This window comes from Pseudanabaena sp. PCC 9330 (assembly GCF_055795045.1).
Genome location: NZ_JAYFES010000115.1, coordinates 438,522 through 457,555 on the forward strand (window position 1 = coordinate 438,522; position 19,034 = coordinate 457,555).

The following is a 19,034-nucleotide window of genomic DNA, read 5'->3' on the forward strand; positions in this document are numbered from 1 at the left end:
GCAGCCTGAAAATCATTATGAACGCTGGACGGACATAAGTCAAGAGTGGTCAACTGTCTTCTGTCGGGGGCACTTCAAAACGGGCGGTTTTGGCCAGCAGCTCAAAGAACTTAGAAGTGCTGCGATCGGGGTCATAGACGCCGTTTTCCCACTCGCTGACGGTTTGGCGGCGCACGCCCATCTGCTCGGCAAACTCCATTTGGGTGAGGCTCATGTGTTTGCGCAGGGCACGAATGGCATCTTGCTGCCAGATGATTTTGCCGTCTTTTTGCTCGATGTTGTATTGGGCCTCAAATTTGCGGAAGGTGACGGTTTTAGCCTCTAGATCGATCGCATAGACATGATAGCCGGCCCCCACCCAGGCGCTAGCCTGAAGGGCGGTGGGGGTGTCGCGGTTGCTCCACCAGTTTTTGCGCTTTAGGGCCGACTTGGGCAGGGGGCCACCCAGCAGCGTCTCAATGTCACCAAAGGTCAACACGATCTCGGCCTGGCCAGAGGTCTGGAGGTGGTTAAAGAGCGGGTAGTATTTGCTGCCAGGTTTCATGAGTAGGCGCGACGCAATCTCAGAGGTCAGTCATTTGACTCTCTATAATGCCGTAAAACTTGGGTTTGAGACCTCAACCGGCTAGTTTCTTGCCTGGGTTAATCCTATTATTTGGAAGCATTCCTTCAGGAACTTCACCGATGACCTTTTTTCGGTCTATGGGCACCCGGCTGTTTTCTGGTACTTTGGCCACGACCCTAGGTCTAGCGGGTCTAGGCTTTGGCGCAACCTGGCTACACCCCCAGGCGGCCCTGAGCGCTGAGGCATTCACCATTCGCCTGACCGGGCCGCTAGTGTTTAATCTGTCGGTTGACTCCTTAGAAACCTTTGCTAAAACGGGCCAGGTCACCGGCAATTTTCGTCTCTTGGCGCGGGTGTTGAGCGGTGAGGCCTTGGCCGGGTTGCGCCCGCTGCTCACCTTTCGCTTTCCGATTGACGTCGCTACTGCGGGCAACCTCAGCTATTCGCCCCTGGGTCGCGATGTGATGGCCAATCTGGGCATGATTTTTCAGTCTACCCCCGATGAAAATGGGTTTCATGCCATGCGGGCGGCGGTGATTAACGCGGCGGCCAAGGCAGAGCCTGAGGGCTGGACGCTGATCGACGTTATGCGCGAGTTTCCGGCTGACTCGATCAGCGTCAATCTGGAGGGGCTGCAAGCGCTCCAGCGAGAGTTGGCCATTTACCTGAGCTACAACCGGGCGGCGGTGCAGGCGATCAAGGCTCAGGCCGAGGCCGAGGCCGCTACCCAAGCAGGCCTTAATGTGAGCGCTCTGCCCGATCTAGCCCAGCCAGGCCCTCACTCGTTTTCGCAAACCACGATCACGGTGACCAACCCTGCCCTGCGCCAGACGGGGCAGGGGCTGACGGTGAACTACGACTTTGATGTGGATGTGTATCTGCCGGAGGGGCGATCGGGGCCAGCACCGATTGTGATTGTCTCCCACGGCTTTGGGGCGGTGAAGGAGGATTTTATTTTTCTCAACCAGCACCTGGCTTCCTATGGGTATGTGGTGATTGCCCCAGAGCATGTGGGCAGTGACCTGAGCTATCGGCGCGAGTTTTTGGGCGGTCGGCTAAACACGCTGCTGAGCCCGATTGAGTTTGTTAACCGGCCACAAGAAATTTCATTCTTGATTGACGAGCTAAAGCGGCTGGTGGCTAGTTCGCCAGAATGGGCAGCACGGCTAGATCTCGATCGCATTGGGGCGATCGGCGACTCTCTGGGCAGTTCGACGGTGATGGCCCTGGCGGGGGCACCGATTAACCGATCGCGGATTGTAGAAACCTGCGATCGCCGCACCTTCACCCTCAGCTTTCCCCTCTATCTAGAGTGCCGGGCTCGATTTTTGCCGCCCAAAAACTTTAACCTGACTGACCCACGCATTAAAGCGGTGATCTCAGCCCACCATATGGGATCCACCCTCTACGGCCCCGAAGGGGTGGGCCAGATCGACATCCCGATCATGATGGTGTCGGGCAATGTCGATGTCACCTCGCCGGTGGTGACCCAGCAGTTTGCCCCTTTCATTTGGTTAAATGCCGAGCCTCGCTACCTGGTGATGTTGCAGCAGGGCACCCACTTTTCGACGAAGCCACCGGGTGAAGGGGCCGGGGATGTACCCAATATTTTGATGGGCGAAAACCGGGATGTGGGCTCTCGCTATTACAAGGGGCTGACTGTGGCCTTTTTGGGCGCGCATCTCCAGGGCGATGACCAATACCTGCCCTACCTGAGCGCCGCCTATGCCAAATCTGCCAGCGCCGGTCAGCCGATGGTGATGGATATTGTCACCAGTCTGAGCGCTGAGCAGGTCAACGCCGCCTACGTGGGTACCCCGCCCGTGGCGATTGTGCCGCCCCCTGTCACCCCAGTGCCGCCGAGGGAAGAGTCGATTTTGGCGGCTATTGAGCGCACTGGCGAGCTGAGAATTGCCATGCGCCGCGATGCTCCCCCCTTTGGCTATGTAGATAGTACTGGCTGGACGGGCTACTGCCCGGCCCTAGCTGAAGCCCTGCGCGACTACGTACAGCAAGAGACCAGCAGCGCCATTGCCATTGAGCTGGTGGCGCTGCCCTCTACCCTGGGCGATCGCTACGATCTGGTGCGAGACGGCCAGGTGTATCTAGAATGTGGCCCCAACACCGTGCGTGACGACATCGACGGCATTGAGTTTTCTAGCCTGATCTTTGCCACCGGCAGTCGCTTTCTCACCACCCAGGCTCAGCCTCCCAAACTTAACCCAGCCCTGCCTCTGACAGGGGTGAGGGTGGGGGTGCTGGCCAACACCACCAACGAGCTGGTGCTGCGAGAGCGCTTTCCTGAGGCGACCGTGACCCGGTTTGACGGCCCCACTGGGCGCACCGACGCCGTGCAGGCGGTGGTAGACGGTCAAATCGATGCCTTTTTTGGCGATGATGTGCTCACCTTTGCCGAGGTGGTGCGCAGTGGGCTATCGCCCGCAGGCCTGACCCAGGTACCCGAGCTGCCGCTCACCTGCGAATACTACAGCCTGGCCCTGCCCAGCGACGACCCCGAGTGGGTGGCCACCGTCAATGCCTTGCTCGACGCCGAGGTCAGCCAAACCACCTGGAATGCCTGGCTGGGCTCCTTTGCGCCCTACGCCCTCGATACGCTGAACCACTGTTTAAACCGATAGATTTAGAACCCGAGCACAGCCCTCTAGTAGTTTTTTGTCTGAGGGCGATCGCGCTTGACCGCTGGGGCCGACCAGACCCTCCTAAGATTCAGCAATGTTGGCATGGTTGGGCGGCTCGATCGGTGCCACCACCGCTGGGGCTGGCTGGGGGGGGCCGGGAAGAACTGACCAATTTTTGGCCAGCGTGATCAGATCTGAAGGGAGCATAACTATTGTTGTGGTGTTGTTTTCGGTGCCGATTTCTGTGAGCATTTGCAGGCGTCGCAGTTCTAGGGCAGCCGGGTTTTCCATGATTTTTTTGGAGGCTTCTGAGAGCTTGACGGAGGCCTCTTGTTCTGCCGCCGCTTTAATCAGACGAGCCCGTTTTTCGCGCAGGGCTTCCGCCTCTTTGGCCATGGCGCGCTGCATGCCCAGGGGAATTTCCACATCCTTCATTTCCACGCGCTCGATCTCGATACCCCAGGGCTCTGTAATTTCGTCCACGATTTCTTGAACCTTGAGGTTGATTTTGTCGCGATTTTGCAGCACGTCATCCAGCATATTTTGACCGACCACGTTGCGCAGGGTCGTCAGCGCCACTTGGTATACGGCCATCTCGTAGTTCTCGACCCGGTTGATGGCTTTATCGCCCCGCAGAATTCGGTAATACAAAACAGCATTGACCTTAATGGTGACGCTGTCGGCTGTGACGGTTTCCTGGGGCTCAATGGAAACGGTTTTGGTGCGCACATCCAGCTGCACCTTTTGATCGACCAAGGGCACAATCCAGTATAGGCCTGGCCCCATCACGCCCTTTAACCGCCCCAGCCGAAAGATTACCCCCCGTTGGTATTCGCGATCGAGCTTAATACCCATACTGCCCAGGATCAGCAGTACTACCAAAAACGTACCGGCGATCGTCGAGCCCATATTGCTTGCCACTCCAACGCTGAGGATTTCTTCCATTCTAGAGAGGCTGTGAGGGGGCTCTAGAGACTGTGAAGCAGCCGGAGAGAATTGCTAGTCTTTCTTCACACTGGCATGGATGTGCCGGGGACTACAGAGTAGGATCGGGGCGATCGCTCCAATTCTGATGCACAATGCCACCGCCAACGACGGTTTGAATGCCGCCCAGATCATCTCATCGGGCCGCCTATAGCTGAGTGACTTTGAGGACTGGTGCTAGCGGCGCGCAGAGAGCAGAATAATGCCTCAGGGCGATGCCCGCGCAGCCAGTAGGTTTCCATTTCACCCCGGCCTTTGATGGCGATGGAGCCCCGGTACTCAAACCGGTAGCGGTCTTTGAGCCGCTCGTAGGTGGCGGCGGTGACCTGAATTTGGCCTGGCTCGCTGGATGATTCCATGCGGCTGGCGACGTTGACCGCATCGCCCCAGAGGTCGTAGATAAATTTTTTGGTGCCGATCACCCCGGCCACGACCACGCCAGTGTTGATGCCGATGCGGATTTCGAGCGGTTCGCCCGACTCAGCTTGGAAGGAGGCGGTGACCTGCTGCATGGCCAGGGCCATTTCGGCGATCGCCTCAGCATGGTCTTCTCTCGGCGTGGGCAGCCCTGCTGCCACCATATAGGCGTCGCCGATGGTCTTGATTTTTTCTAGGCCCAGCTGCTCGGCCAGGCCGTCGAAGGCAGAGAAAATCTGGTTCAGCAGATTGACCAGCTTGATCGGCGACAGGTGGTGGGAGAGGGTGGTAAAGCCGACGATGTCGGCAAATAGAATGGTGACTTCGTCGAAGTGCTGGGGCACCGACGCCTGGGTCTGCATCAGCTCTCCGGCGATCGCCGCCGGCAAAATGTTCAACAATAGCTGCTCGGCCTTGTGCTGCTCCGCCGCCAGCTTTTCGTTGCTGACTTGCAGCTCACCCAGCATGGTGTTGATCTGGTAGCCCAGATGGCCCAGCTCGTCGTTGCCCTGCACATGTACCCGCTGGGTCAGGTCGTTCGATCGCCCGATCTGCTGCACCGCTTGGCTGAGGCCTACCAGCCGCTGCAAAATGACGCGATCGAGCAGCAGCAGTAGCCCGCCGGTAAACACCAGGCAGGTGCCCAGCAGCGACCAGCCCAGGTAGTGGCGGCTAATCTGCCCCTGGTGGTAAATGTCGCGGGGTAGGCTAACCTCTAGCAGCGCCGCAGGGTCGCCGTAGAGGTCAGACCAGAGCATGTAGCCCGCCAGGGTGTTGGCGGTTTGAGGCTGTATTAGGGTGGGAGACTGGGCCGCGTTGGTGGTACCTGACAGGGTGGCCAAAGGGAGTCGGAGATCGGTGGGCAGGTCACCCCCCAGCAGAGGATACAGCGCCAGGTCTAACTGGGTGCGCTGAGACAGCGATCGCACTAAGTCGCTATTGAGGTAGCGGCCCATGAGCAGCGCTCCCCTGGCGGGGCCGGTGGCATCGCTGCGCAAAATTGGCTCGACCACCACCAGCATCAGCTGACCATCGACGGCGATAATGCCCTCGTAGTGGTGGGCCAGATTGGGAAACTGCATCAGCGGGCGATCGCCCCCTAGATGCTGCTTGATATCGGCGGGCAGGGGCAAAAAGTCGCGATTCTCAAGGTCGTAGCCGGTGCTGTAGACGATCTCTCCCTGGCGATCGACTATGGCTACCAGGTTGAGACGCAGGCTCTCTAGGGCGTATTTACTCAGGTTAGAGCGTATGAAGTCGAGATTGCGATCGCCCACAAAGGCGTAGGTGTCATCCCAGGCGGCCCAGTCTTCAGTGACGCTCTGCATCTGCATGAGGTCTACCGCCAGGGCTTCGTCGACCCGCTGGAGGTTGCGCTGGGCGTCTTGCTGCTCTAGACGACCGTAGCTGCGCTGCAAAATGGCCGAAAAGCTGCCAAACAAAATTGCCAGCAGCCCCAGCAGTGGCAGCGTGGTGAGCAAGAGCGTCTTTTGGCGCAGGTTCATGGGGGGCATAGCCGTGGGGGGTCATACCCCTCAAAAGTACTGGTAGGGTACCCAGCACAGACTCACAAAGCGATAACGCTCACCATTGCTTTGAAAATAGGCGGGTTTTTTCAGCGCTTGTGTAAGGCTAGCCCAGACGCCGTTACTAAACTTAACTTCCATGCCCGGCAGCCCGGTGGCTGGCGTAAAATTCTCACGCACTAATCAGTGGTGTCGCCTTGGCCTGGAAGTTTGCATTCACCAGAGCCGTCACCGCCGCCTCAGGATCCTTCACTCGAAACTGGGCTCCCAGGCGCACAAACTGGCGCTGCTGGTTGCCGCCAATCACTGCGATTACCGGCACGCGGGCATACTTGGGGTCGTCGCCCTGGTTATTGCGAATCACGTTGCGCAGGCGGTGCTGCTGCTCAATGTCGCCTGCCAGGCGTGGATCGAGCTCGACCATGACCATGCGCACGTCTTCGATCGATTCGGCATCGTCAATGATGAACTGTACTCGATCGTCGCGGCGATCGACCTTGCCCCAGATCATCAGCCGCTTGTCGGCAACGATGTGCTGCCCAATGCGTTCGAAGGATTTGGGAAAGACCACGGCTTCGGACTGTCCCGTTAGATCCTCAAGCTGCACGATCGCCATTCTGTCACCCTTCTTGGTCACCACCGGCTTGACGCTGGCGAGAATTACGATCGCACTCAGGGTCACATTGTCGGGCTGCTCGTGCAGCTCTGCCAGGTTGATCGGGGCCAGCACCCGCGCCGATCGCTGCACCGACTTGAGGGGGTGGTCAGAGATATAGAAGCCCAGTAACTCCTTTTCCTGGCGGAGTTTTTCTTGGGCTTCAAAATCCTCCACTGAGGCGGCTTTGGGCGCAGTTTCATAACCCGTGGAAGGAGTGGCGTTCTGAGCATCGCCACCGCCGCCCATCATGTCGAATAGGTTGCCCTGGCCAATCTCGCGATCCTTCGCGCGGCCCTGGGCCCAGTCGATCACCAGCTCCAGATCCTTCATCAGCTGGTTGCGGTTGGGGTCAATGGGGTCGAGCGCCCCGCTGAGAATCAGCGATTCTAGGGCGCGGCGGTTGACAGAGTGCAGATCGACGCGATCGCACAGCTCTGCCAGCGACTTAAACGGCCCCTCTGCCTCGCGGTGTTTGAGAATGCACTCGATCGCCCCCAGGCCCACGTTGCGCACCGCCGACAGGCCAAACAAAATGCTCTTGCCCTCGGGGGTAAAATCGACCAGCGATCGGTTGATGTCGGGCGGCAGCACCTCAATGCCCATGGCAATGCAGTTGCCGATGTGCATCTGCACCTTGTCCTGGTCACCGCTGTTGGAGGTCAGCAGCGCCGCCATGTACTCCACCGGGTAGTTGGCTTTCAGGTAGGCGGTCTGAAAGGTGACAAACCCGTAGGCGGTGGAGTGCGATTTGTTAAAGCAGTTAGACGCCACCGAGCCATCGGCCAGCAAAAAGTTGTGATCGTGGGCCACGCCAATGTCGTAGACAGGCTGCACGCCGAGAGACTGACGACTAAGGATTTTGACCACGGCTGACCTCCTGATAAAACTGCAAGTCTAGACCCTAGGCTTCTGGCTCAACCCCGAGTGCCCTCAGCTGAGCCGCCAGGCGATCGGCCCGTTGGGCTTCCTGCTCTGCCCGCTGGGCTTCTTGCTCCGTTGGGGTGAGTACCCACTGCTGGTCGCGATTATACCAGCGCAGCCACAGGCGGCTAATGCCCTGGTATTCTCCTGCCCACAGCCCGAGGCCCAGCTCAGCATCTTCAAACCATATCCCCAGACCCTCTAGGGGCAGCGGCTGGTAGCGGGTCATCATCAGGCCAAAAGCCTGTAGCTCGTTAGTGTAGCGGTTAAAGACGATGTAATAGGGAATTCTCAATATCTGCTCATAGACCGTCCATTTGTTGGGCGGTTTGCTAGCATCGCGCAGGGTGCGGCCTAGATCCTCGGCCTCGGTGCCGGGCGAGAGTAGCTCAACGACAACAAAGGGGGTAACGCCTTCTTGCCAGGTGACGTAGCTCAGACGCAGGTCGCGATCATTGTAGAGGCGAGATACCCCCAGCACCCCAAACCAGTCGGGGCGTTTGTACCACTGCACATGGTTAGCGTCGTAGTAGAGGTTGAGATCGCTGGCAGAGAAGATCTGATCGGCTGAGTAGGCGGGGGGACGAAAGGTTGAACGTAATAACTCAGGCTGAAGCAGATGAAACTCGTCAGGCAAGCCAGGTTCCTCCGGGTTTTCGCTGGGTAGATCGTACATGGTGGGCAAGGTGGCCTTGGCCGCTTGCGGGGGGTTGGTTTGAACCATAATGCTGGCACCAGGTGGGTAAGACAACGTTCACTGCACAGAGACTTGAGGAGAATTCTAGGGAAAGAAAAGTCCAACGCTATCCGGTGGCTGTAGGGTGGGCCGTGCCCAGCAGGAAAGCCTGTTTTTCAGAAGACGTCTCAGTTGCGATCGCGCTATCTGTAATTTACATCCCAGTCTAACTAGACTAAATGCCCTTGGCGGGCTCGACTTCTAGGGGATACTGAAACTGGTCTTCTAGGGTGTCAAAGCCGTAGTCTCTGACCTCGGGTACTTGGGGCGGCACCTCAAACCCAGTCAAAGTACAGGCCTGGCGACGCTCGGGTCGCGATGAATAGCGGCACAGGTGTTCGATAAAGTGAAACACCACCTTGGGATCAGACCATTTCATTTCGGCACGCTGCTTGAGAATAATCAATGCCTCTTTGTCGCTCATAGAGCTACGCCAGCCCTTGCGCTGGCGGCACGACACCCAGGCGTTGAGCACTTGAAAGATGCGGGCCAGCGTATTTTCAGGAATAGCTCGCAGATGATACTGCTCTAGTACTGTGGCTACCTCGTCTAGCCCGGCGTCTTTGGCCAGTTGAGCGCTGGCGTTGAACAGAGTCTCCATCTGAGTGATGACTTGGCTATGGTCGGCGTACTGTTGCTTGAGGTTGTAGTCTTCGAGGTAAATGGCACCCAAGTTTTTAAAGTGGGCAGCTAAAAACAGCGTTTTTTTGTCGCGATCGCTCAGTCCTGCAATGGTGCCATAGGCCAAACAGAGATCGGCTAGAAAAATAGATTCCTCGAACAAAATAGGCTGTCTGCGCTTAAGCAGACTGCGCAAAAGTTTAATAAAGCTATGAAAGCTTGGATAGCTCATAGGTTGAGAATTCCCAGGGTAGGCTGGCGGTCAATGACATGCAGCAGCGCCAAATCAAGCTTTACCCTCTCAAGGGCTTTGAGAACAGCGAAAGACTGCTCGAGCGCTGGCTTGGATCCGCACCCAACCTCAATTGCCGAATCGTTGAGGGTATGAACTTTTTCAGGGAACATCCCAAGTTTAAGTCAAAAAACCGATTGCCAACGCGGCTGCCCGACGCCTTAGGGCAAGACCCGGTTGAGCGAGGCCAACCAGTCGGCCAACCCGTTTAAAATGAGCTGCACCCCGATCGCCATTACAAACAGGCCTAGCAGCCGACTCATGGCCTGAATGCCGCTAGCCCCCAGTACTTTGAGCAGTAGCGTAGACGATCGCAGCGACAGGTAAATCACGATGCCAATCAGCAGAATAGCGGCGGCGATCACTAGCAGATTAATCGCCGTCGATACCGATAGGTCGCCTCCCGCCTGAGCGGCCAGACCCAGCGCCACGGCGATCGCCCCCGGCCCCGCCAGCAGCGGTATAGTCATCGGCATAAACGAAATATCTTTATGCTCATCGAGTCGGTGGACTGCATCTTGATTATCCACCTCGTTGAGCTTGGGGTCAGAGTTCATCGCTTTCCAGGCGGCATGGAAGACCACAATGCCCCCGGCAATCCGCACCACCGCCAGCGAGACGCCAAAAAACCGCAGCACGCTGCCCCCCACCAGTACACTGCCAATCAGCAGCACCACCACGTTACGGGCAATATTCAGGGCATAGCGATTGCGCAAACTGGCCGGAATTCCTGTAGTGAGCACCAAAAAGATCGGCACCGCGCCAATGGGGTCTACCACCGGAAACAGAGCCGCAAAGCTGCCCACCATAAAGTCAAGGAGAATTTGCACCGATGACTGGCCCGAGAAAACTCATAGTCTGATGCTGAGTGTAGCCCTTCTCACTGCCGACGTCGTATCTCCTGACCCTAGCAGAGGTAGGGCAGCCCTCCTTGACCTTGCATTTGCGGATCCAAGGCTGCGGCCTCAGCTGAGCAGGGCGCAAAGGCCGACGCCCTCATCCTATAATTGCCCCTCAACGCCACCCCCTGGAGGAGACACTGGCTGTGGGTGCAAGACCCCGATCCCCACGTCTTTGCCCTCGAAGACCTCGACGGCTCAATAGGCTACTTCCAAGCTCGGTTTTCCAGATCGCGTACCTGGCGCTCTAGGCGATCGAGCCGTCCGCGCAGCTCGTCCATTTCGGCCTGACGAGGTACGCCTAAGTCTTGCAGAGTGTTGCGAAACAGCCGCTGAAACTGGTCTTCTAGCGCGCCGTTGCCCTCGTTCATCTGGGCCATTACTTCATCCACCAGTGTTCTAGCCTGGTCAGGGTTGAACTTGCCTTCGCGCACCCACTCTTCGGCCACCACCTTGACTCGCTCCGCTACCAGAGAGGTCGTGCCCACGCCAATCATCAGGAGCTGGCGCAAAAGGTTGTTGGTATCCATGAAACTCTCCTTGTTGTATGCGGGGGCAGGCAAGTCATGCGCCGTCTGTGGATGTTTAGCGCAGATTCAACGGCTTGTCAGCCACCCGTCTATTCTGTCAGAGATTCTCAAAACGCCGGGTATAGAAAGCCGTACCGAACCTGACGGATGCCCAGGCAGGATGCAAAACGGGTGGCCTGGAATCTAAGCGGTTATTCTCCTAGGCCCCTGCTTCCCTGGGGCAATACCACTGTCACCACCGTGCCCTTCCCCGGCTGGCTGTCGAGGTGAATGTGGCCGCGATGGGTGTCGACGATCACCTTAGCGATCGCCAAGCCCAGCCCCGTCCCCTGCTCTCCACTGCGCATTCTAGAGCGATCGGCCCGGTAAAAACGGTCAAAAACGTGGGCCAGCGCCTCGCTACTCATGCCAATGCCCGTATCTAGCACCGTCACCTGTACGGCTGCCTGCCCCTGGTGCTTAGTGGGCTTGACCTGCACCGTCACGGTGCCGCCGTCGGGGGTGTACTGCACCGCATTGCTGATCAAATTGGTAAACAGCCGAGTGAGCTGGCCCGGATCGCCCAAAATCGTGGAACTGGCGGTGGGGGGGGCAGCCAATAACGCGGTGTGTTTAGACCGTGGTTTGCCAGAACTATCTTCAGCCACATTTACCTGTAGAGAGATCTGGTGTTCGTTGGCCATCACCTGCTGTTCTTCTATCACCTCCTCTAGCAGCCCCTCCAGGCTGAGGGAAGCCGGGGTGAAGGCAATCAGGCCGCTCTCCTGGCGGGCAAGAAACAGTAGGTCATCCACCAGCCGCCCCAGTCGCCGGGTGAGCCGCTCGATCACCTGAAACTGCTTTTGCTGAATCTCGACATCGGGGTGAGGATCTGACAGCGCCACCTGAGCATTGGTCTGAATCACGGCGATCGGGTTGCGCAGCTCGTGGGAGGCGTCGGCCGTGAACTGCTTGAGCTGTTGGTAGGAGTCACGCACCGGGGCCATGGCAATGCCCGAGAGCAGCCAGCCGATCGCCGCCACTGCCCCGACCATCAAACTGATGCCCAGGGCCAGGTCCACAATCAGCCTGCGGCTGGGTTTCGTGACCTCAAACCAGGGGTGGCTGACTCGCAGGTAGCCCAGCACCTGGCCGCCGGCCTGCACCCGCTCGGTGATCTGGCGAAAAAAGGTTTCTTGACCCACTCGCACCGTTTCGCCTGCCGGGTTGACGTGCAGGGGTACAGGGCTTACCTCTGAAAAGGTTGACCACAGCAACTGTCCACCGGGGCCAAACCACTCTAGGTCAATGTGGTCGTCTTCGACGGCTCGGGCGTTGTCGCGAAAGCTGGCCTCAACATTCACCCGTACTGGAGGGCCGTCGGCATCGACGGTGGTGAAGATACGATCGCCTGCGGTGGCGGGTTCGATGACGAGCGATCGCTCCACAATCTCTACCACATGGTTGAGGGTGTCATCGACTCGCTCAACCAGAGTGGTGCGCACGTAGAGGTAAAATCCGCTGGCAAACAGCAGCAGCAGCACCGCTGTTACCGCCGTATACCAAAGCGCCAGTCGCCGCCGAGTCGCCTGAAACATAGACATCTAGGGTAATTATCGCCAACCATAGAGAACCTTGCCCTGCAGCAGCGCTTGACAGACCAGAGACCTGATGACGTTCCTTTCTGGACGAGATGGGCGGCGATCGCTAGCTCTATCCTAATCCAGCAACCTGCAGCGACAAACCTTCTGTCCTACCATAGATGAGCATATTGGAGGCAATTCCCCGATATCAGCCTGACATTGTACTGAGGAGACGATCCGTGCCCAATTTTCTAGCTGCTACAAAGCGTTCAACGCGGTGGGGCCTCAAGCGATGGGGCCTGATCACCTTAGTCGCTACCATGGCCTTTGGCCTTTCCCTCTGGCTGGGCGGGCAGCCTTTGACAGCCTTGGCCCAGGCTGAGCCCGCTGTAGAACGGGCAACCCCCACCAATGCCACCACCTACCGCTTCACCGTGGGCGACTATAGAGCCATGGTGGTGAGCGACGGTACACTGACGTTTCCCGTGGGGTTCTTTGTGCCCAATGCCGATCCTGATGCCGCCGCCGCCGCCCTAGCGGACAACTTTTTGCCAACTGACAATGTCTTGGCCCACCTCAATGTGCTGTATTTGGAGACTGCCGAGCACCGGGTGCTGATCGACAGCGGGGCAGGCAACACCTTTGGCCCCACTGTGGGCTATCTGGCTAGCAATCTCGAAGCGGCGGGCATTGCCCCCGACAGCATTGACACGATCATTGTCACCCACGCCCACCCCGACCACATTGGTGGCATTCTCGACGCCAGCGGCGACCCGGTGTTTGCCAACGCCAGCTATTACATCTCTGAGCCAGAGTGGGATTTTTGGACAGCGACGACGGTGGATATGCCCAACACTCTGGTGGATGAGGATACCCAGGCGACTCTGGTGGGCGTAGCGCAGGAATGGCTGGGGGCGATCGCCGACCGCACCACCCGCTTTGCCCTGGGCGATGAGATCATCCCCGGCGTTGTGTCGGTGCCGTCGGTGGGCCATACCCCCGGTCAGGCCGCTTACCTAATCACCTCCGGTGACGACAGCCTGCTAGCCACCGGCGATGTGTTCTTTAGCGACCCCCTCAACCTGGAAAACCCCGACTGGGAAGTGGTGTTTGACACCGATCCCACCCAGGGTGTGGCAACGCGGAAACAGCTGCTGGATACCGTCGTGGGCGATCGCCGTATGCTGCTGGTGCCCCACATGCCCTTCCCTGGCCTCGGCCACGTGCGCGCCCAAGGCAGTGCCTACGGCTGGGAGCCGATTGTCTGGGATTTTGGGTTTGAGTCTTAGGGGCTGTCATCAATTAGTCGTGTATGGCCCAAGGGCCAGAGGTTACAGCCCCTAGCCTGTTGTTTGAACGGGCGTGGCACGCCCTAGGGGCTCTGCGGGCTAACGGTCTACCCAGAAGCCAGGTTTCGACTGCGCTCAACCTTCATGAGCCGAGGGCCGAGCGCAGTTGTCTGTCTTGCAGATAGGCTGCGCTCAGGCTTTGGGTCTCCCGCCTAGAAAAACTGGATGCGCGCATCGAGAATGAAGGCATCGGTGAGCTGGGGCACCCCCGCTGAGCTAGCTGGCTGTAGCCGCAGGCGTTGCTTCACCACACAGCCGACTAAATCGTCCACCGCGCTGTTGCCCGTGCCCTGCAACAGCCTGACCTGAGAGATCTCGCCGCTGGTCTCTACCCGAATCTGCATTTGCACCGTGGTCGCCCCCATTCCGCCCAGCAGGGCGGCTAAGTTAGTAAACCCACAGGTTGAGGCCAAGGGCTGAATGGCGATGGTGTTGCTACCCAGTAGCTGAGGCGGAATCTCAGGCACATCTCTACCCTGGGGGTTAGGGCGTAGCCCTACGGGTACTACCTGCCCACCCTCGCCCGAGCTGCCTCCGGGGTCAGGGGTCGCAGCTCCAGGTAAATCTGCTGGGGGGGCAGCGGGCCCTGGTGTGACCGACGGCGGGGCCTCTACCTGAGGGGGCGCAGTACCGGCGGACGGACGAACAGGTTGTGAAGCGGGACGAGGCGGCTCAGGGGTAACGGTTGGGGGTTGGGGGCTGGGCCTCGGCGCAGCCCCAGGACGACTCGCCACGGTCGAGGGTGGTGCCGAGACAAAAGGCTCTATAAAGGGGCGAGTTGGCTCTGGCAGGGCAGCGGGTGGGCGGGCACTGACCATGGGAGCAGTCTGGGGAGCCACTGCCATAGGGGACTCAGCGGGCTCAGCGACCGGAGTGACCGGGGTAGAAACAATCGACGCACCGGTACTTTCTGGCGGCTGGCCTGGAAGCTGATCTGGTGTGGGTAGGGTAACGAGCTGAATCGGTACCGGTGCCATCTCCCCCGCTGGCAAGGCTGGGGTTTGCAGCGTGAGGGTGCGCACCAAGCCTAGGGCTAGGCCATGACTTACCACTGAGACTACGGCGGCCAACGGCCACAGCAGTTTAGGGGCGCGGTGGTGAGGTTGGTTGGTTAAAAATAAGGAGTTGGCTGTGGCCAGAGGTGATCTCACCCGCACGAACTCTCCAAAAATCTATGGGGCGATCGCTCTATCTATCCCATGATAGTAATCCTTTGATTAAAAATTGCTGGCCCGAGCCCCGACCGCCCTGGGGCAAGAATAGGAGGGTATATTGTCTTAAGGTATTCCATCTAGCAAGACATGCCCGTTAGGGGCACAAAGTTGTGTTCGCCCCAGAGGCCGATGGTACAGACTGACCCTCATCTTCCGTCCCAGTCGACATGTGCTCAATTGCCGGTGCAGATTCGCCCTGCCAATCTGTATGACATCGATCGGTTGACTGATGTCATCACTGCTAGCTTCTATGAGGCTGAGGGCTGGCGGCAGTTGATCTATCCCTTTATTCGTCTAGGCATACAAGAAGATCTAAAACAGCGGCTGCGGGCTGACTCGCCACGCTATGTCTGTCTGGCCGCCGTGCTGACTTCGGCGGGCGAGGCCAAGATTGCCGGTACGATTGAGATTGCGCTGCGATCGCCTTGGCCTTGGCAGGGCGATCGTCACGGATATATCTCCAATCTGGCCGTAGGCCAGAGATTTAGACGCCGAGGCATTGCTACTGCACTGCTAAAGTCCTGTGAACAGGTGGCTCGAGAGTGGCAGATCGATGAGCTGCGCCTCCACGTGATGGAAGACAACCCCGCTGCCCGGGCGCTCTACCGAGATGCTGGGTTCTTAACCCTGCAAGCCGAAGACTCGCCAGCTTCATGGATTGGACTCCAGGCCCGTAGACTGCTGCTACACAAAGCTCTGCTGCCGCTGCCGATCCGTCTCCAGTAGCCGCGTCCCTCGACGACTTTATTGAAACCTCAAACTCTTAGGGAAGAAATTCACTCCTCCTTCAGGGCATCTGAACATTTCTGCCCAGGAGTCTAGGGCATTTACCCTAGAATGATGATCTGCCGACCTTAAGGTAATCTACAGAACTCAGGTGACCAGAGCGCTAAAAGTTAAGGCGCTAAAAGTTAGCAGGTCGTGGCGCATCGATTCATCGGTCTGTTGTCAGTACTATGTGACGGGGATGTTTTCTAAGTTTCAGCAGAATATCTCAGCGTCAACCTACGGGAGTTCTCTACACTCCCATGAGGTTCCTCATCGCTCCTCCACGCCGAGCCTTCCTTCGGTTAGTCCCGTGAGTCGCTTCCATCCTCTTTCTGAGTCAAGCCTGCTGATGTCAGAGGACGACGATATTCTGACAAAAATTCGTGGCGGCGATCTGTGGGTCGTCAATAGCCGTCGTCGCAATGGGTTGATTATTCACAAGGAGTTTTATACCGAGTTTGCTGGGCCGGGGGCGGCGGTCGGCGGCGGTCTAGATGCCGACTGTCGAGCAGTTATTCCTTTGGGCAGCCTATCGCTGATTGAGCCTGACTCCGCCGAGGCCCAGCAAAAGGCGCTTAAGATTCGCCTTCAGTGGGTGCGACTGACCCAAAACTTTACCGATAAGCCAGTTCCGGTCGATCGCGCTCAGCTGATCCTTGAACAGTTCAAGAGTTACTTTGACCAGAGCATTGTCGACCAGGTGCCAGATGAGGCTTTTGCCCTGCTGGTGGGGGTGTTGCCCTACACCGTCCGTCGGGCTCGGGCGTTGGTGTAGGGGCATGACATGCAGTGCCCCTACCGAGAAGTTTAAAGCTGCTGCATGTGGGTAAGAGTGCGCTGGTTTTCTGCCGGAGTGCCGATGGTAATTCGCAGACCGCCGCCCGTGTGACGCACCAGCGTGCCCTGACGCCGCAAGTTGTTAAACCAGCGCTCTAGCTCTGCATTGAGGGGCTGGTTTGCCTGCACCGGAGGGCGTCCGTAGAGAAAGTTGGCATCGCTAGGCCAGAGACGCAGGGGTGTGTGCTGGGCGATCGCATGGGCCAGTTCTCGCCGCTGCTGCTGAATCTCGGGCACCACCGCCAGCAGCTCTTGGCGGTGGGCTAGGGCGATCTGGGCTGCCGCCTGGGTGAGGCTGGGTAGGTTGTAGGGCAATCGCACTTTCTCCAACGCCTGGGTCAGCTCTGGATTGGCCACGGTGTAGCCCACCCGGTAAGCCGCCAGGCGAAAGGCTTTCGAGAAGGTTCTCATAACCACCCAGTTGGGTCGAGTTAGCACTTCTGCCACGGTGGTCTGCTGACTGAACTCAAAGTAGGCTTCATCCACCACCACGAGGATTTCGGGGGGCAAGGCGGTGAGCCAGTCTACCTCGGCAGCGGTGAGGGCATTGCCAGTGGGGGAGTTAGGATGCACCATAAATACCGCTCGCACGGGTGCGGCCTGGGGCTGGTCAATGGCTTGCTGGGCTGCGGCCAGATCTACTTCAAACCTGTCCTCGCTGCGTCCCACTGTCACCACACCAATGCCCAGGGTGCGGGCCAGAATGCCGTACATCGAGAAGGTGGGGTTGGCCACCAAAATCGACCCTTCACCACCAACACAGGTGGCGATCAGCAGCGAGCGAATCAGCTCGTCAGAGCCGTTGCCGACGGAAATGTGGTCAGCCTTAAAGTCGGCTCCGGCAGCCGATTCGCTGACGTACTGGGCGATCGCAGCTTTTAACGGCCCATGACCACCGTCGGGGTAGCGGTTGGCAGCAATGTCGTGGTGCAGATGCCAGGCCAACTTTGCTTTCAGCGCCTCGGGCAGGTCGTAGGGGCACTCGTTGGTATCGAGAATATCGAGACTGGCGGGGGCCGGGTCATCGGCTGACTCAACGTGGGGCTGGTAGGCCGCTAGCTGAACCACCGCCGATCGCAAAAAGGGCAAAGCCATGGAGAACGCAAGTGCAATAACCCCCCCATTATTGCAGAGTCAGTAGGGCGGCTAGGGAAACGGCTATTAGCGGTATACTTTTGCCAGCTTAACTGCCCTCTTGCGTCTATTCTGGCGCTTTTGATCTAGGGGAGTACACTGGGAGTTGTAGGCAGATAGCCTGTAGCCGCTGCAAAATCAAGGCCAGAACCGCAGACCACCATGCTAGACGCACTGATTGTATTTTCATTTATCCTGGCCGGGGCGGGCATTGGGTTTTACAGCATCGATCTGTTGCCCCAGCCCATTTTGCAGCAGGTGACTAACATTGAGGCGCTGGGGGCGGTCACCGCTGTATTTGGCGGGCTAATCGGCACCGGACTGGGCCTAGTCATGCAGACTAGCTACCGCCGCCTAGAGCGCCAAATCAAAGAGCTTCCGCCCGATCGCCTGCTCACCCGCGCCGTGGGTTTGGTGCTGGGTCTGCTGATCGCCAACCTGATGCTGGCACCGCTGTTTTTGCTGCCGATTCCCTCAGAGTTTGGTTTCATTAAACCGATGACAGCGGTGCTGGGCAGCGTACTGTTCGCCGTCTCGGGTATGAACCTAGCCGATACCCATGGGCGATCGCTGCTGCGTCTGATCAGCCCCAGCACGCTAGAGTCTACTCTGGTGGCCGAGGGCACCCTCAAATCTAGCAAAACCAAGGTGCTCGATACCAGCTGTATTATCGATGGTCGCATTGAGGGCCTGATGGATACGGGCTTTTTAGAAGGGCAGCTGCTGGTGCCCCAGTTTGTGCTGCAAGAGCTGCAAAACGTAGCCGACGCCAGCAACGACCAAAAGCGCGATCGCGGTCGGCGAGGGCTAGATGTGCTCAACCGCATTCGCGAAGCCTACCCTAACCGCCTGCTGATCAACTCCGTTGACTATGACGATATCTCGACGGTCGATGCCAAACTGGTGAAGCTGGCTCAAGAGCTCAATGCCATGCTGCTGACCAATGACTACAACCTAAATAAAGTCGCCAGCTTTCAAAATGTGGAAGTGCTCAATATCAACGACCTAGCCCAGGCGATTCGCCCCGCTTACCTGCCCGGCGACGACATTGATCTAAAAATTCTCAAGGAGGGCAAAGAGCCCTCCCAGGGGGTGGGCTATCTCAACGACGGCACCATGGTGGTGGTCGAAGAGGGCCGTGGCTACATCGGCGAAGATCTAGAGGTGGTCGTGACCGGGTCGCTGCAAACCTCTGCTGGTCGCATGATATTTGCTAGACCCAAAACCTCGATGGTGGCCTCCTAAGTTTCCTCAAAGGATTGAATAGCAGTCAGTGCCCACCTTTCAGCGGCTACAGTCGCTGGAAGGATACAGTTATCTTCTGATCCTCAGTAGATCACAAACGCGCTCTTTTGCCGCGAGCCAGCCCTCACTCTAAATCC

At 58.2% G+C, this 19,034-nt stretch carries 16 protein-coding genes; 5 read left to right on the top strand and 11 right to left on the bottom strand.

From position 1 onward, the window contains the following. Positions 1 to 49: 49 nt before the first annotated feature. On the bottom strand, positions 50 to 544 hold the full coding sequence (locus AC0QKW_RS19250) for a helix-turn-helix transcriptional regulator (protein WP_473152706.1): 495 nt from the start codon (positions 542 to 544) through the stop codon (positions 50 to 52). A gap of 140 nt (positions 545 to 684) precedes the next feature. On the opposite strand from AC0QKW_RS19250, the gene AC0QKW_RS19255 reads away from it, so the two are divergent. Continuing rightward, positions 685 to 3,204, top strand: coding sequence for an alpha/beta hydrolase (locus AC0QKW_RS19255; protein ID WP_473152707.1), 2,520 nt, complete (start codon positions 685 to 687; stop codon positions 3,202 to 3,204). 81 nt (positions 3,205 to 3,285) lie between these two features. Here the strand turns inward: AC0QKW_RS19255 and AC0QKW_RS19260 are convergent, their stop codons facing one another. From AC0QKW_RS19260 to AC0QKW_RS19295, 8 genes are all read right to left on the bottom strand, one after another. Next, positions 3,286 to 4,113, bottom strand: coding sequence for a slipin family protein (locus AC0QKW_RS19260; protein ID WP_473152708.1), 828 nt, complete (start codon positions 4,111 to 4,113; stop codon positions 3,286 to 3,288). A gap of 206 nt (positions 4,114 to 4,319) precedes the next feature. Further along, complete coding sequence (locus AC0QKW_RS19265) at positions 4,320 to 6,119, bottom strand: adenylate/guanylate cyclase domain-containing protein (RefSeq protein ID WP_473152709.1); 1,800 nt, start codon at positions 6,117 to 6,119, stop codon at positions 4,320 to 4,322. A gap of 184 nt (positions 6,120 to 6,303) precedes the next feature. Beyond that, positions 6,304 to 7,656, bottom strand: a complete 1,353-nt coding sequence (locus AC0QKW_RS19270; RefSeq protein WP_473152710.1) for a helix-hairpin-helix domain-containing protein — start codon at positions 7,654 to 7,656, stop codon at positions 6,304 to 6,306. A 34-nt stretch (positions 7,657 to 7,690) separates the two neighbouring features. Further along, positions 7,691 to 8,434 carry a Uma2 family endonuclease gene (locus tag AC0QKW_RS19275; protein WP_473152711.1) on the bottom strand — a complete coding sequence of 248 codons (744 nt, stop codon included), beginning with the start codon at positions 8,432 to 8,434 and terminating at the stop codon, positions 7,691 to 7,693. Between the two features lie 187 nt (positions 8,435 to 8,621). Then, a complete protein-coding gene (locus AC0QKW_RS19280; protein ID WP_473152712.1) occupies positions 8,622 to 9,299 on the bottom strand; it encodes an HD-GYP domain-containing protein in 678 nt (225 codons plus the stop codon). 221 nt (positions 9,300 to 9,520) lie between these two features. Next, positions 9,521 to 10,189, bottom strand: a complete 669-nt coding sequence (locus AC0QKW_RS19285) for a MarC family protein (RefSeq protein WP_473152713.1) — start codon at positions 10,187 to 10,189, stop codon at positions 9,521 to 9,523. A 275-nt stretch (positions 10,190 to 10,464) separates the two neighbouring features. After that, on the bottom strand, positions 10,465 to 10,788 hold the full coding sequence (locus AC0QKW_RS19290) for a phasin family protein (RefSeq protein ID WP_473152714.1): 324 nt from the start codon (positions 10,786 to 10,788) through the stop codon (positions 10,465 to 10,467). A 191-nt stretch (positions 10,789 to 10,979) separates the two neighbouring features. Beyond that, positions 10,980 to 12,365, bottom strand: coding sequence for a sensor histidine kinase (locus AC0QKW_RS19295; protein WP_473152715.1), 1,386 nt, complete (start codon positions 12,363 to 12,365; stop codon positions 10,980 to 10,982). A gap of 224 nt (positions 12,366 to 12,589) precedes the next feature. On the opposite strand from AC0QKW_RS19295, the gene AC0QKW_RS19300 reads away from it, so the two are divergent. Then, a complete protein-coding gene (locus AC0QKW_RS19300; protein ID WP_473152716.1) occupies positions 12,590 to 13,639 on the top strand; it encodes an MBL fold metallo-hydrolase in 1,050 nt (349 codons plus the stop codon). Positions 13,640 to 13,851: 212 nt separating this feature from the next. Here AC0QKW_RS19300 and AC0QKW_RS19305 read toward each other — a convergent pair whose 3' ends face one another. Next, positions 13,852 to 14,850: a hypothetical protein gene (locus AC0QKW_RS19305; protein WP_473152717.1), complete on the bottom strand. Its 999-nt coding sequence runs from the start codon at positions 14,848 to 14,850 to the stop codon at positions 13,852 to 13,854. Positions 14,851 to 15,096: 246 nt separating this feature from the next. Between AC0QKW_RS19305 and AC0QKW_RS19310 the strand changes: the two genes are divergently transcribed. Both AC0QKW_RS19310 and AC0QKW_RS19315 read left to right on the top strand, forming a co-directional pair. Continuing rightward, positions 15,097 to 15,639, top strand: coding sequence for a GNAT family N-acetyltransferase (locus AC0QKW_RS19310; protein WP_473152718.1), 543 nt, complete (start codon positions 15,097 to 15,099; stop codon positions 15,637 to 15,639). 352 nt (positions 15,640 to 15,991) lie between these two features. Next, positions 15,992 to 16,456, top strand: a complete 465-nt coding sequence (locus AC0QKW_RS19315) for a hypothetical protein (protein ID WP_473152719.1) — start codon at positions 15,992 to 15,994, stop codon at positions 16,454 to 16,456. A 32-nt stretch (positions 16,457 to 16,488) separates the two neighbouring features. Here AC0QKW_RS19315 and AC0QKW_RS19320 read toward each other — a convergent pair whose 3' ends face one another. Continuing rightward, complete coding sequence (locus AC0QKW_RS19320) at positions 16,489 to 17,613, bottom strand: histidinol-phosphate transaminase (protein ID WP_473152720.1); 1,125 nt, start codon at positions 17,611 to 17,613, stop codon at positions 16,489 to 16,491. 201 nt (positions 17,614 to 17,814) lie between these two features. Between AC0QKW_RS19320 and AC0QKW_RS19325 the strand changes: the two genes are divergently transcribed. Beyond that, a complete protein-coding gene (locus tag AC0QKW_RS19325) occupies positions 17,815 to 18,897 on the top strand; it encodes a PIN/TRAM domain-containing protein (RefSeq protein WP_473152721.1) in 1,083 nt (360 codons plus the stop codon). The last annotated feature ends 137 nt before the right edge of the window (positions 18,898 to 19,034 follow it).

Excerpts from the sequence above, each read along its gene's own strand:
- AC0QKW_RS19250 (WP_473152706.1), bottom strand. The coding sequence starts at position 544 with ATGAAACCTGGCAGCAAATACTACCCGCTCTTTAACCACCTCCAGACC.
- AC0QKW_RS19255 (WP_473152707.1), top strand. The coding sequence starts at position 685 with ATGACCTTTTTTCGGTCTATGGGCACCCGGCTGTTTTCTGGTACTTTG.
- AC0QKW_RS19295 (WP_473152715.1), bottom strand. The coding sequence starts at position 12,365 with ATGTTTCAGGCGACTCGGCGGCGACTGGCGCTTTGGTATACGGCGGTA.
- AC0QKW_RS19290 (WP_473152714.1), bottom strand. The coding sequence starts at position 10,788 with ATGGATACCAACAACCTTTTGCGCCAGCTCCTGATGATTGGCGTGGGC.
- AC0QKW_RS19275 (WP_473152711.1), bottom strand. The coding sequence starts at position 8,434 with ATGGTTCAAACCAACCCCCCGCAAGCGGCCAAGGCCACCTTGCCCACC.
- AC0QKW_RS19260 (WP_473152708.1), bottom strand. The coding sequence starts at position 4,113 with ATGGGCTCGACGATCGCCGGTACGTTTTTGGTAGTACTGCTGATCCTG.
- AC0QKW_RS19320 (WP_473152720.1), bottom strand. The coding sequence starts at position 17,613 with ATGGCTTTGCCCTTTTTGCGATCGGCGGTGGTTCAGCTAGCGGCCTAC.
- AC0QKW_RS19325 (WP_473152721.1), top strand. The coding sequence starts at position 17,815 with ATGCTAGACGCACTGATTGTATTTTCATTTATCCTGGCCGGGGCGGGC.
- AC0QKW_RS19265 (WP_473152709.1), bottom strand. The coding sequence starts at position 6,119 with ATGCCCCCCATGAACCTGCGCCAAAAGACGCTCTTGCTCACCACGCTG.
- AC0QKW_RS19280 (WP_473152712.1), bottom strand. The coding sequence starts at position 9,299 with ATGAGCTATCCAAGCTTTCATAGCTTTATTAAACTTTTGCGCAGTCTG.